This window comes from Paenibacillus sp. IHBB 10380 (genome assembly GCF_000949425.1).
GTDB lineage: Bacteria > Bacillota > Bacilli > Paenibacillales > Paenibacillaceae > Paenibacillus_AQ.
On the sequence record NZ_CP010976.1, the window covers coordinates 4,182,662 to 4,197,445 of the forward strand.

Annotated in this window: 9 protein-coding genes and 2 riboswitches; all 9 genes read right to left on the bottom strand. The window is 37.7% G+C overall.

Going from position 1 to position 14,784, the window contains the following annotated elements; genetic code table 11:
* Positions 1 to 77: 77 nt before the first annotated feature.
* Positions 78 to 3,191 (bottom strand): hybrid sensor histidine kinase/response regulator, encoded by a 3,114-nt coding sequence (locus tag UB51_RS18990; RefSeq protein ID WP_234405473.1) that lies wholly within the window; start codon positions 3,189 to 3,191, stop codon positions 78 to 80.
* Between the two features lie 234 nt (positions 3,192 to 3,425).
* Positions 3,426 to 8,201: a collagen binding domain-containing protein gene (locus UB51_RS18995; RefSeq protein ID WP_052676009.1), complete on the bottom strand. Its 4,776-nt coding sequence runs from the start codon at positions 8,199 to 8,201 to the stop codon at positions 3,426 to 3,428.
* A 142-nt stretch (positions 8,202 to 8,343) separates the two neighbouring features.
* Positions 8,344 to 9,012, bottom strand: a complete 669-nt coding sequence (locus UB51_RS19000; protein ID WP_044878637.1) for a class D sortase — start codon at positions 9,010 to 9,012, stop codon at positions 8,344 to 8,346.
* A gap of 252 nt (positions 9,013 to 9,264) precedes the next feature.
* On the bottom strand, positions 9,265 to 9,687 hold the full coding sequence (locus UB51_RS19005; protein ID WP_144407038.1) for a hypothetical protein: 423 nt from the start codon (positions 9,685 to 9,687) through the stop codon (positions 9,265 to 9,267).
* A gap of 194 nt (positions 9,688 to 9,881) precedes the next feature.
* Entirely contained in the window at positions 9,882 to 11,036 is a 1,155-nt protein-coding gene (locus UB51_RS19010) for a response regulator (RefSeq protein WP_044878638.1), read from the bottom strand.
* Positions 11,037 to 11,158: 122 nt separating this feature from the next.
* Complete coding sequence (locus tag UB51_RS19015) at positions 11,159 to 11,965, bottom strand: transglutaminase-like domain-containing protein (RefSeq protein WP_044878639.1); 807 nt, start codon at positions 11,963 to 11,965, stop codon at positions 11,159 to 11,161.
* Between the two features lie 13 nt (positions 11,966 to 11,978).
* A riboswitch (cyclic di-GMP riboswitch) is annotated at positions 11,979 to 12,060 on the bottom strand.
* Positions 12,061 to 12,098: 38 nt separating this feature from the next.
* A riboswitch (cyclic di-GMP riboswitch) is annotated at positions 12,099 to 12,179 on the bottom strand.
* A 76-nt stretch (positions 12,180 to 12,255) separates the two neighbouring features.
* Positions 12,256 to 12,714: a GNAT family N-acetyltransferase gene (locus UB51_RS19020; RefSeq protein ID WP_044878640.1), complete on the bottom strand. Its 459-nt coding sequence runs from the start codon at positions 12,712 to 12,714 to the stop codon at positions 12,256 to 12,258.
* Positions 12,715 to 12,895: 181 nt separating this feature from the next.
* The gene (locus tag UB51_RS19025; protein ID WP_044878641.1) at positions 12,896 to 13,690 is read right to left on the bottom strand and encodes an SDR family NAD(P)-dependent oxidoreductase; all 795 of its coding nucleotides are present in this window, start codon (positions 13,688 to 13,690) and stop codon (positions 12,896 to 12,898) included.
* 110 nt (positions 13,691 to 13,800) lie between these two features.
* Positions 13,801 to 14,643: an aldo/keto reductase gene (locus tag UB51_RS19030; protein WP_044878642.1), complete on the bottom strand. Its 843-nt coding sequence runs from the start codon at positions 14,641 to 14,643 to the stop codon at positions 13,801 to 13,803.
* Positions 14,644 to 14,784 lie beyond the last annotated feature (141 nt).

Consider the following 14,784-nt stretch of genomic DNA (forward strand, 5'->3'; position numbering starts at 1 on the left):
GTCTCATATCCTCATCCAACCCCAAATAGTCTTTCAACCAGTATACTATAACGTTCTATACAACTTCTAAACAACTTCTAAACAACTTCAAAGGAATGAGACTTCGGTATTCTAAAGGCAACCGTAGTTCCCTGATTCAGTACACTACTGATTTGCAATCCTCTACCGTAGATTTGCTTCAAACGCCGATTTGTGTTGATCAGACCGATTCCTCTCTTTTTGTGTGGATGACTCATTAGTATGCCCTCTAGCTTCTGCTCATCCATCCCTACCCCATCATCTATAATGAAGATCTCTACATAATTGTCATTCTCAGAGATGGTAATGGTGATGGTTCCTCCACGAGTCCGTGTTAAAACACCATGTCTGACAGCATTTTCTACAATGGGCTGAATAGAAAGCGGCGGAAGCCCTATAGTTATACCTTTACGCACATTCCACACCACCTGTAACCTATCTCCAAATCGTTCTTGTTCAATGTATAAATAGGATTGAACTAATTCAAGCTCATGCTCCAATCGAACAACACGCTTCATATTATTGTCATCAAAACTCGATTGTAGATAGTTTCCAAACTTCTCGAGTAAAATAACCATTCTTGTTGTATCAATATCGCTAAGGGAAGCGATCGTATTCAATGTGTTGAATAAGAAATGAGGCTGGATTTGAGCTTGAAGCCATGCAGCCTCCATACGAAGACGCTCCGTTACAGACTGTTTCAAGTCAGTTAATGCGCGAACCCGTGTTTTCAATTCTAGAGCCCCTACCGGTTTTGTTACATAGTCATTAGCGCCTGACAGAAATCCAGTATAGAGGTCCTCTGATTGACTTCTTGCGGTCAAGAGCAGAATTGGTAACTCCAAAATCGAGAACTTCTCTCGTATGGTTCGCGATAATTCATATCCCGACATATGCGGCATCATCACATCCGTAATAATTAGATCCCACTCTCCTATATCTAGATAGGCCAAAGCTTCCTTCCCGCTGGTTACTGCAGTAATCTCATAATGATCTGCTGAAAGAATATTTCTTAATATTCTCAAATTTACGGGATCATTGTCTACAGCCAATACCTTGGGTCTTCGTACATCAGAAATAAGTTCCGACCGGTTCAAAGCACTGCTAGACGCAGCTGTTAAAGTGGATATTGTCACGTTATCAGTGAGTAAATTCGATTCTTCGACATCCGTTACTGGTCTTTGCACCGTGTTATTGTCCATTGGCAGTGTAAAGGTAAACACTGACCCTAAATCGAGGGAAGACTTAACCCCCAGTGTTCCTCCATGAAGCTCAACTAACTGCTTGCATATGCTCAGCCCGAGTCCCAGCCCCCCACTCATGGCAGTCATACTAGAATCTCCCTGCTCGTAAGGTTGAAAAATTCTCTGCTGCGTCTCTTCATCTATACCTATTCCTGAATCCTTAATATGAACATAGACCATTTCATTCTGAATTTCACTATGGACGACTATTATTCCTTCGTTGGTATATTTAATTGCATTATGAAGCAGATTGAACAAAATTTGAACAAGACGATTCTCGTCGGCAATAACGTTCGGAAAAGGTTCGGGTATATCAAGCACCAATTCTATTTGCTTACCTTCTGTCATGAAACGAAGGGTGTCGAATACACCCGAAGCTACTCGCTGGAGAATCACACTTTGCTTGTTCAACCGAATCTCTTGTTCCTTCAATAGAGTAGCATCCAGTAAGTCATTAAGTATAAGGGACATACGTCTTCCTAAAGTCGTTATCAGCTCCAAATTACTCTTATTCTTCTCATCCAGTGAGTCCCTTCCTTCCACAAGAACCGTCTGGGCCATATTGATCATTCCGTGCAACGGGTTACGCAATTCATGAGAGGTATTCGCCAGAAATTCATCTTTGATCTTGTCAGCTTTCTTCAGCTTGTCGGATAGCTTCTCCGCTCGAATAGTAATCTGGGAAAAACGCGTAAACCAAAATGAAGCAAAGCTAAGAAAAGCGATCATGAGATCAAACGGATAGTAAGGCAAATCTATTAAATATCTGTTCTTCAAGAAACCTCCCAAAATAATATTAGTAGAGATACCTATTGCTGATAGTAACAAGAAAAAAGCCCCTTCTACTCCCGTCATAATGGCTCGCAGCACAAGGATTGGAACAAGTACGGTAGCTAATAACAACACAATGGTTAGAATAGATTCTGCCTGCATGAGATGATGTATCGGCAAATCTACGATGACTAATGTACATAAAGCACACACGCTAGCAAACCAATGATAATATTTTTCCTTTTGATCTGTGAACAGCAAATTCCTCACAAATAAAATCCAAAAAACAGCAGACACCATGTAAGATAAAATTTTGATTTTGTCCGCCCATTCCAGATTAATAGGTATCCACACTAGAAGCATTTTATCATCGTCGACCAGAGTTGATATTAACATGCTAAAGACGACTATACCGAAATACAATAATTCTTTTCTTCTAGAACCCAAGACATATAAAATACATGCATACAAACCGTGCAGCAACAACGCAATACAGACTATCATCTGCATACTTTTAGAAACAAACTCTTCATTGGCTATTGCATCAATCGTCCCAAACTTAATAGACTGTATAATGCCACCTGTACTCGGAAATTGATAATTAGAGACATGGATGACAATGTCTAACTCTTGAGTATTCGTATGGAAAGTGGAAGAATAAGGAATGTTTCTAGCCTTGTTATCTTCTATCGTTTCCGTTGGATGTCCAATTTCTTTTTGTAATTGGCCATTTATGAATAATCTAGACGCTGTTTGAATATTGGGAATGCGAATACTGTACAACTGTTTATTCTCATTAATCAAAACACGTAACCGATAGGTTCCAAATCCATATGCTGAATCTACACTCGTTGAGCCGATCCAATTATCTGGAACTTGAATCCAGCTTTTGTGAAAGCTCGAATCAGAGGACTTTGTAGCCTCAGGCTTTACGAATTGATTAGGATAAAAATCCCATTCACCATCTAATGTAATGGTCTGTTGATCACTGAAATTCCATTGTCGCAGGTCCAACACTCCGTGATCTGCTTGGGGATGATCTGGAGTCATATGAAAGCCAATCCATATCATTCGTAACGAAATAAGTACAAGTATGAACAAGACGGTAATCATCACGATTTTTCTTGTAGACATCAAGTTTCTTGTTATCAATTTCATATCATTCCTCAATTTAAGAAAGAGATCGTCCCACCTTAACATGCAGTTGTGTAACTTCTTTCTTCATCTCTTCCGTGTACCTTGTAAAATCCAGTCCTTTTGTAGTAATAAAAACCCCCTCCAGTCAACAGTATGCAGTCCATAAAATCATGAACTCTTTCTTCACTGTCTACCGTAAGGGGGGGATACTACCCTCTTGGTTCTGGTTGAGGGATTTATATGCACCTATTCTCTTTATTTATTCTGCAAATGTTTCCTTCTTAAGAGCAACAACATAGCACCCAGAATAATGAAGCTAAATCCAGTCAGTTGAAGTGGTAAATGACCTAGTTCTCCTGTTTTAGGGAGACTTTCTCCTGTTTTAGAATGCGTCTTTGTTCCTGGTTTCTCAGATGTACCATCCGTTCCACCTCTAGGTACATCCTCTACGTCAACCTCAACCAGCACTTCCTCTTCATTTCCATCTTGATCTGTAACGATGATCGTAAATGAATCTTTACCGACGTATCCTTCGTCCGGTGTGTATACCCAACTTCCATTTGGATTTACGGAAACCGTTCCGTGTTTAGGTTCTTTACTGATCTTAGGTGTGCTGTCTTTCGGCACTTTAACCTCACCTTTGATAGGCGTTTCTTTCGGTGTTACAACTTTCTCAATAGGTATTACTGGTTTCTCCGGCTTAGGCTCTACCGGCGGGTTCGGGTTTGGATTCGGAACTACCGGTGGGTTCGGATTTGGATTTGGAACTACCGGCGTGCCTGGTTCTCCTGGATTACCTGGACTACCTGGGTTACCTGGTTCAGTAGGTACATTTGGGTCTACTGGAGTTGAAATTTTGTTATTGGTTTTTTCAACTAGTACCGTTTCAGTTTGCTTCCCAGTAATCTCAAATGCTACTGGTGTTTTGTCTAATAGATAACCAAAAGGTGCTTTAATTTCAACGAGCTGATATTTATTCGGTTCTAAATTTTCTAAGAATAGTTCACCATTTGTATCCGTCGTTAGCTTAGATTCATCTATGCCTGCAACAACTTTATACACAAAGTTTCCATCTTTATCAAAAATCTCTGTTTCTACTCTTAATTCAAAGACAGCCCTTTGAAGCTTTTGGCTTTTGATCGAATTAAATTTTGTTAATTTGACTGAACGATCATTTTCTTTGTTTTCAATCGTCAATGTTGTTTCAGGTTGTTTAATTGACACTTCAGTTTCAGCTTTTTCAATAACGTAACCGTCAGCTTTTGTCTCTACCAATGTATAAGAACCATAAGGTAAGTTAGTAAACTCGATTACGCCGTTTACATCAGTCGTTTTCTTGGCAATAACAGCATTCGTACTATCATGAAGTTCAAATTCTACTCCTTCTAGTAATACAGAATGGTCCTTAGCATTAACTTTTGTGACGACAAGCTTACCATCTGAGCCCAATACGTTCTCTTTGGTCAATATTAATACTTCAGTTTGGTTAGCGACAATTCTAACAGGAATCGGTGTTGCATCTAGCGTATAATAATCTGGAGCGGTTATTTCAACTAATTGATAGTCTCCTGGAGCTAGGTCACCTTCGGCAATCTTTCCATCTATGCCCGTTGTTAGTGTGTCTATTAGCGTACCATTCAGTTTCAATTCAAAAACTGCGCCTATTAACTTCTTCGTTGGATCTACTGAATCAACCTTACTTAATTCAAATCCTTGACGAAGTATTTTGTTCGTAATCTTAAAAGGTTCTTTAGGATCTATAAATTTGATTTCTTTTCCTGTTGCAGCTCCATACTCAGGGGCAATTAGATAACCAGTGGGTGTGGATACTTCTTTTAGTTTGTAAGGCAGACCACTCTTATCTTTGTACCTGTAATTTCTAGAAGTTTCTACTTCCCCTTTTTCATCTGTTGTAAGTGTTTCTAGGAGAGTCGTTCCAGATGAATTATATAGTTCGAATTTGACTCCTTTTAGAGGGCGATCTAAATCATCTACTTTGACAATTTTAATTTTCCCACTACCACTAGACGCGCCTCCACCTGCTCCTGCTAAAGAAATCTTTACGCCTTCCTGATTACCTTCTCCTTTTACTGAAGAAGACTGGCCTGCAAATTCAACTTTATTAGTAATTCTGTCGCCACTATCAGCGTTAATGAATGATTTATACTCCAATATATATGCGGTATTCAAAGATTTCTTAAAAGTTAGTGTAAATGTGTTCCCCATTACCACTAATTCATAGTCATCTTTATCTACCAAATCACCTTTATTTGAAACATTACCAAGATTATCTCCAGGCAAATCTGTTTTATATAGCTTTAACGAATCTTGTAATAAAATTTGATTGTCCGATAATGTATCTGTCAATATGGAACCGGCTAGTACATAAGATTGACTTGGGTTAATATTTACTGTCCATGAAGCAATATCACTCTGACCTTCTTGTCTACCTGATTTGTCAACATAGACCCCGCCGTGCTTAGGTGTTACATCAACCGATTTTTCAAAAAGAAAACTTCCACCTTCGCCGTCTTGCATTGTCGCATGATTCGAGTACTTATCTTGAATTGGATAGTTGCCATCAAGACTTGTCTTGTACGTAATACGAAATGCAGTCTTCCCAATATTACCAAGGTTCAAGACAAAGCCTTTACCGTCAGTATTTAGTTTAAATTGTCCATTTGTTAGCGGAACTTCGTCACCAATGTCTGTAACGTTATTTGCACCTTGAAGCTCCAATTTATTCACTGTCAAAGAATTTTCTACAAATGTTTGATTGTCTGTATAAGTATCTTTAATCACCGCATCTTTAATGTCGTAAAGATTATAGTTCACATCAATGGTCCAAGTGATTGTTTTGTCTTTGGCGCTATATTCACCTTTTTTATTACCATTGTTGATGGTGTAGTCTTTCGGAGTAACAACAGCATCTTTTGTAATTGGAGTCTGTGGTGTACCAGCCTCGTTCCAATTTAATGTTGCTTTATTTCTGTACTCATTATTTGTTGGCATACCTGCCGTAGGATCAAACGTTGTCGTATATTTGATTTCATGCAAGGAGTTAATTGTCACTCCAGATTTCAATCTAATCGTAAAACCTTTTTCATAATCCGGGTCTCCAGCATTTGTTGCTTCAAGCACAAAATCCTCACTGTTTGCTCCAGTAATTTTCAAGCTATTTGGATCTAACTTCATATGTTTTCCCTCGTAATTATCTGTAATTACGACGTCAGTCATGTCCTTCAAGTCTTGATTCAGAACAATTCTCCACTCAATTGTTTTGTTCTGGAAATTGGACTTACTTACACTTTTCTCAAAGATGACTTCATTGATACCTTTTTCTCCCGTTTTAGTCGTACCATCGCCTATCTCTACAGTATTAGAAACTGTTTCATCTTTATAGATACGATTTATCGCTTGGGTCTGATACTCGATTTCATAAGCTTTATTAATATCATCTTTGAACTGTAAGTTGAAGCCCGCATCTGGACCAGAAGCAACTTTTCCTATGGTGTATTCATTGGAATCAACTAGAGTACGATTTGTAGCTTTACCATTATTATCGATATCCACCTGATACACCTTCACAGAATTATCGACCAGCTTTTGTTTAGTTGTATCAAATCTGTCCTTAATCCATGCATTGGGTTGTGAGATTGTTTGTTGATTGTAGTTGTATTGAACTTTCCAAGTGATAGTTTGCGTTGTTGAATTGTAAGCACTGTCTTGTCCTGACTTCGATAGTGGCTCATTGAAACTCACAGTCACCTTGCCAATATCACTTTCTGTATACTGTCCATCATTTCCAGTAAGCGTCACTGAGTTTTTGAATTCTCTATTTGTAAAAGGCGCCTCCGTTGGAGCTGCAACACTTGTCGTGTATGTCACCCTATAAGCTTTATCGATATCGCCAAAGTTAATAGGGAACGCAGTTTCAGTTCTGCTTACAGGGCCTTCTTTTACTGATCCATCTAATTGAATTTGCAACTGACGAATTTCAATATTACCTTTAAGTTTCAGGTCGGGGGGAAATGTATCATCAAGCGTTGCACCCTTAATCTCTTTTTCACCTTGGTTAAAATCGACCGTCCATTTAATTTCATCTGAGTTAAAGTTGTTTCTATTGGCTTCCCCGGTTTTTGTAAGTTCATCCACGGCAGTATTAGCGAAATGTACATCGATAACACCCTGTCCAACTGAGCTAAAATCAATTGGGTGTTCCAAGCCTTCCCCAAGGTTAGATTGGTCAAATGCTACCCACACATAGAAATTACCCTCTAATTGTTCACCCTTAATTGCATCATTGAATACGAATGTCACTTCTCTACTTGGAGTTACTACATACTCTCCAACTCCACCAGTTAATTGTCCTTTTAATTCATTTGGAATATTAAACTCTTTAGGAAGACTAAAAGTATAGGTTGAACCATCAACATACTGATGTGTATTATTTGGTAATGACCAGTCAAATATAATAGCCACTTCATCTTTAACTTTTGGTCGAACATCTTGTATTTCATTTCCCTGTGGAGCAATGGATCCATTAGCCTCATTAATAATAGGCCTTGCATCATACATCTTTACGCTTGTGATGAGGTTCTCTATGATCTCTTGACCAACAGCATTTGATGGAGGTGGACTTAGCTCAGATATTTCTTCAGGAGCTTTATTTACAGCAACCGTGATTTCATTTACACCTGAACCACTTTGAGTTTGTCCATCCAAAATGGTTACGGTAATAACTCCGTCAACGGATAGGCTATAAGAACCTATTGGCTTTCCGTCAATTTCTAAATCACCGTTTTGTACAGTTTCTACTTTAGAATCACTCGGAATTTGGAAAGTGTACTCTTTGTCTTTTTCTTCATTGCCAGCTGTAAAATCCCATTCTATTTTTGCTTTTCCGGCTTCATCTACGGTGACTATTGCTGTGAAATTTTGGTCGCTGTCGGCACTAGCTGTTGCTAGCGGACCTATGAGACTTTGCAAGACTAGTAGAAATACTAGCGATATAAAACTAAATTTTTTCATAGTAACCTCCCGTTTAAAATTTATTTTCGAAGAATTTTTGGTATTCGAATAATTACCCTTATCTTGTCTAATAAGAAAAGTTCTTCTTCAACACGCATTCTGAACAAAAAAATAGATGATCTTCTTCTTATAGCTCAGCCACTTATTCTATTATTTTCCCTTTAACAATAAGACGATGTGTAGGATCTATCATAGGGTCACAGGTGACCAGTGTAATTTCTTTATCTACGCCGTTTCCTTCCAATACCCATACTTCCTCTGGCTTTACACGTAACTTCTCTGTAACCGTGTATTCCAATTGTTGTTCTCCATTATTAACTTCAATCTTATCTCCTTGTTTAATCTCAACAAGTCTATTAAAGTTTCTTCCATACGTATGATTTCTGTGTCCAGCGATTGCATAGTTTCCAACTTCTCCGGCTTCCCCTGTGTTTACAATACTCGCTACACTTATCTTCATATTTTTCTTAGTTGCACCATGAAGAATAGGCAATTGTAAATCAATTTTATCGATTCGCAACATCCCTTCCAAATTCTGATCTTTGCTAGAGCCTAGCTTTTCTTTTCCCCCTTGTAGGGTGTCTGTTTCATCGTCCATGGCAACATTATCGGACAGCGTAGTCTCATACTTGGTTTGGAATGAATCATCTTCTCCATTATCAATATTGTGAAGACTATTCTGCCACTCCTTAACCAACTTTTGTTGCTGATAATTATCAACCATTTCAGATAGTTTTGGATAACACAGCATAATGATTCCTATAACTATAAGTAGTATGAATACGACTTCTATTTTAATTTTAATTTTCATATTACATACATTCCCAACTTCTGAGTTTATAAGATTTACATAGCATTTATTCACCAGACAAGGCGGATTCAATAGGGGGAGCTTTTCTCAACAAAAGTGTAATACAAAGTCCCAAAAGGAAAGTTTAGCTCATCGTGGACGAAATCCTATTAAAAATATCCTTCAACCATACGTTTCATTCCCATGGGGCCGCTTCAATCTTTCTTGTGTTTTAACCTAAGCTCCTTCTTCTACACGACATAAAAGGATCGTTTAGCTCACAGTGTAGAATGAATAAAAGTTCCGCCTTTCTACCGCCAAATCTAACCAGAAAAAAAAGTCATTCAAATGGTCATCTACCCATGCACCACTGTCCTCTCTACACAGCACACGCAAATACGATATTCCCAATAACGTAGTTCCATTCCACACAAAGTGAAAAGTATTCTCTGTCCCCTGATGCCGTAAAATAAATCGAAATGAGTTCTCCTGTAATAAATAATGATCTCTATCATAAAAAAACAGAGGTCCCTTCTCTGTGGCAACAATACCTATCAGATGATCTTGATAATTAATGTAGAAACCACGGTAGTATTCAACAGTCGTTTCTTTAATCAGCTCAATTTCCAACAGTGAATACAATTCTAAAGCTTTAGAGTCGAATAGAGATGAATTGAAGTTTCTTATTACTATCATAACACTAACACCACTTGCCTCCACAATCATTAGCTGTCTCAAATTTTGTCATTAAATGAAGTATACAGTCGTTATCTATACAATTTCTGAACAAGTTCTCCTGGGTCATTATAGGAATCTTGAATACATAGGAATGCCAAAAAACCATGTAATCTACGTTTGCGTAGATTACATGGTCTATTTAAACCCTCGAACTAACTAATATTTGACTCAGAAGGCCTATTTAATTCTCCCTCCCATTGTTTATACCATGCTGTAATATGCGCACTGGGTGGCTCATTAAATTCATCCAAAAGAATCTCAACCAAAGAATTATACTGTCGATTAACCAATGAATAATTATCCATAGATGCATGTATTTTCATTAAAGCAAAATAGGCCTTCTCCTCTTGCACATGCTGATTACATATTTCATGAAACCAAAAAATCGCCTTATCTAACTGACCATGTTCCTCATACCAATACCCAATTTCATAAGAGATGCTAAGCCACAATTCCTTAAACCGTTGACGTTCACTTTCCGCCCACCAATAATCATATTCCTGCAGGTAATTACCGGTATATAATTTCATGATTTCTATGTAGTTGTCTATTGTGTCAGCAGATAGAGATGGGGACGATGCTAATTTAGTCTCCCACTCTTCTGTGTCTAACAGAACATGATCAATAGTCAGAACATAACTTTCCATCGAATTCACAATTTGAAAGTGTTCACCATATGATGTTAATGTTTTACGAATGTGATAGATTGCAGTGTATAATTGCGAATATACTTTTTCCGGTTCATGCTCTGGCCATAGCATATCAATCAATACGGATTTACGAACGAGTTGTCCCCGATGCTGAAGTAAATATAGAAACAACTCCTGCGCTTTTGTCGTACGCCATTGAATCACAGCAAACTGTTGACTCGACACTTCGACGGTCACTTGCCTGAACATATTCATCCGCATCGTAAGGTTCTTAATTTCAGTCTGGTCTTGTTTAGATTCTACGTGTTCGCCAATGCGATCCATGGTTTTGGACAAGCGATCAGGTCTAACAGGTTTTACTATGTAATCTAAAGCATTTAGTTCAAAAGCCTTAACTGCATATTCATTATACGCCGTTACAAATACAATATTTAAATCTGGCTTCTTCTCCAGGATTTGTTCTGCTAACTCAATTCCATTAATCTCAGGTAAGCTAATATCTAAAAAAACCAAATCCACTTCCTTAAGAAGAATCTCCCTTCTTCCAATAACCGGATCTATAAATTTACCTATTATTTCTATACCCGTAAGATTCATAAGTTGACGCTCCAAGTAATCCACAGCAAGTTGTTCATCGTCTACAAGAATTACCTTCATAACAATACTCCTTAATTATGGAATTTAATATTATTGGATGTCTCGTGATAAGAATATCATAATTTTTGAAATAAAAAAGCAATGAACGTAATGTTCATCGCTTCGATAGTACTATTTTTTTGTTAATATTGTTTGGATGCTAGGTATTTGGATGCATCTTTTACCATCATGAAAGTTGTAGTTGTACCATTCCAACCTGCATCCACCGTTGTATCCACCGTAACCCATTTATTATTTAAATAGACTTCATTCCAAGCGTGATAGGAACTCACATAATTTGTTGTACCCATTACCATCTTAGTAGGAACGTCCACACTCCTAAGCATCGCTGCAAATAACGCAGAATACCCATAACAAATATCTTTTTTCGATGAAAATGTACGATCGATTTGAGGGAGATAATCGGCTGACGCGCTCACTGCCAATTTATTATCATATTTAATATTGTTAATCACATAATTATAAATAACTTTTACTTTTTCAGCATCCGTTGCTAGGTTCTTGGTTAACTCTTTCGCCTTTTGAACAGCTTTGCTTGTATCATTCCAATTCACATTCTGAGTTGAATTCAAATAAACTATCGAACTATCACTCAAAGCGAGCTTAATTGTATCCTTATACACAACTTGATATTTATTCCCACTTGTTTGTTCCAACAAGCTCACGGTATAATCACCGTTTCCTAATTGAAGGGGAAACACCTCCACTTGCTTTCCGGCAATTAAATTATAATAATACTGCTCCTGACCTTTAACAATTAAGAGCTTTGTCTTAATATTAGCCTTCACATCATACTTCACACTAATGATTCCCTTGCTTACGCTGGATTCATCTAGCCATGAGTTACCTTCAGCAGCATGAATTGTTGTTCCACTAAACAATGGACATAAAATAATAAGTGCAACTACAAATAACATAAACTTTTTCATACATAAAACTCCCTTCGGTGGCCAGGCTGCCATCTTATCAAGAAGGCCCTTTAGCTTTGCGTCCCTACCTTTCGATAGGTTTGCTATTATCGTTTAAAGTTCTATTCTCACAGTACAACAAAAAAACTGTTCGTCCGGTAACTGGCTGCCACCCGATCTGGAAGGCCCTTTAGCTTTGCGTCCCTATCTTTCGATAGGTTTGCCATTATCTGAATAGCTTTGATAGTCCCATAGTATCATATAATCCAGATCTGAAAGCAACTAATCACTAATTTTAATTATCTTTCCAGTTATTCTTCTATATTTAATTCCATCACCCTTCCAACAACCGGGCCTTCATCGTCGATTTCCCCATTTAAGCAAAATCCAAAAGATTCATATAGTTTTTGAGCATATATATTATCGGTATGGAGACTCAAATAAATTTTTTTACAGTCGTATTGTTGTTGAATATATACAATTAACAGAGGAAGAAACCGCTTTGCATACCCATTGCCTTGGAAACGATAATCAATCATAAAGCGGTCTAACCATGCACTCTTATTGACGCTATTTGGCCAACCGTACATTGCATACCCAACTAATGTCTCCTCGTCATATAATCCAAGAGATGTTGCATAATTTTCAAACATGCATTCTGCTAAAGAAAACGCATTGTTTTCAATAAAATGCTTTTGTTGTTCTGATACAGATAAAGCAGCTACCGAACGCCAATTTTCTTTTGTTACTTCACAAATGTGAAGGCTCATTATTTTAGCTCGCTTTCTTTCTGATTTTTAAACATCGAATCATACTTTACGCATCTCATGACAGAGAAGTTGTATCTTCACTAGTGTACGCCAGACAAATCCATAGTACTAATAGCCTAGTATACGTCGTATATTGCTCATGGATTAAATACTATCCAATTCCTTATATCAAGATCTCGTATTAAAACACGCTACGCACTAATCCTCCATCGATTCTCATCGCTGAACCATTAATGGCTGAGGAAAGAGGACTACTTAAAAAAGTAACGAGATTCGCAATTTCTTCTGGTCGAATAAGTCTTTGAATAATGGAGGTGGGTCGATTCTCATTCATAAATCGCTTTTCAGCTTCTTGAATAGTCAAATTTTCATTAGGATAAAGAGTATTTAACATCGTTTCTACTCCCTCTGTTAAAGTGGAACCCGGCATAATCGTATTGACGGTCACATTCGTTCCTTTGGTCAGCTCAGCTAAACTGCGAGAAAGCGAGAGTTGCATAGTCTTGGTTGCACTATAATGAGCCATTTCTTGTGATGGCATAATAGCAGCCTCACTAGCAATAAAGACGATTCTGCCTTCATTTTTTTGAATCATTTGTTTTAGGTAATGGCGAGTAAGTCGAACACCACTCATGATATTGACTTCAAAAAACTTAAACCATTCTTCATCAGGGATATCAAAGTATTCTGCAGGCTCAAAAATCCCAAGGTTGTTAATAAGAATATCTACTTCAGCGTATTTCTTAATAAGTTCCTGACATCCTTGTTCTGTTCCTAAATCAGCAACTGCTGATTGAAGAATAGCATCCGGATATTGTTTTTGAATTTCTTTTATAATTTGGTTAACCTTTTCTTCATATCGTCCATTAATAAGAACAGTGGCACCTTCAGCCACTAAGGAAATAGCGATTGCTTTTCCAATTCCAGATGTCGAGCCCGTAACTAGCGCTGTTTTTCCTTTTAAATGAAGTTGCATGTAAGACCCTCCATATTTAGAAATAGATACCCGTCTGTCTATATTGTTAACAATATAGATCACACTTCTTATTTCGAGCAGAAATAAGAGGTGTGATCCTTTTTTTATATTTAAAAATCAAAATTATCGGGGTCTGGACCCACTCGAAGATGTTGATTCAATCCATCAATTTGTTCCATATCCTCTTTTGTCAACTCAAAGTCAAACACTGCTGCATTTTCAATGATTCGATGTTCTTTTGTCGATTTCGGAATCGTTACAACACCGTTTTGTAAGTCCCAACGCAAAATGACTTGGGCTATAGATTTTCCATGCTTATCTGCAATTTCTTTTAACTCTGGATTATCTAATAATTGACCTTGCATTAACGGGGACCATGCTTCGAATTGAATACCATTTTCCTTACAAAATACTTGCAGTTCTTTTTGCGTCAAACGTGGATGATGTTCCACTTGATCCACCATTGGCTTAATCTCGGCATCTTTCATTAGCTCTTCAAGCTGATGAACAAGGAAATTGCTTACACCGATCGCTTTTACACGCCCTTCTTTATAGAGAGTCTCCAATGCTCTCCAGGCTTCCTTAAATTTACCTTCTACAGGCCAATGAATCAGATATAAATCCAAATATTCCAATCCTAGTTTTCTTAAGCTCGTCTCATAAGCTGCTATCGTTGACTCATAACCAAGATCAGCATTCCATACCTTCGATGTGATAAATAGTTCTTCTCTGGCTATGCCGGCTTCGTTCATTCCTTGGCGAATTCCTTGGCCGACCCCCTCTTCATTTCCATAAATAGCAGCGGTATCAATGCTTCGATATCCATTCTTAATCGCTGTTTTTACCGCATTTTCAAGTTCAGGACCTTCCTCTACTTGAAATACTCCCAAACCAAACCAAGGCATTTTCACACCATTATGCAGCGTTGTTGTATCTTGCAAATTTTTAGCCATTATCTTATTCCTCCATTATTATCGTTTTATTTATCATTACCATACAAACAAAATAAATTTGCCGCATGAGTTTCTTTACAAGGTTCGACTTTTAGAAGAAAAATTTCCATCTGTTTCTGTCACTCCGCTCTCTCCCAAGCT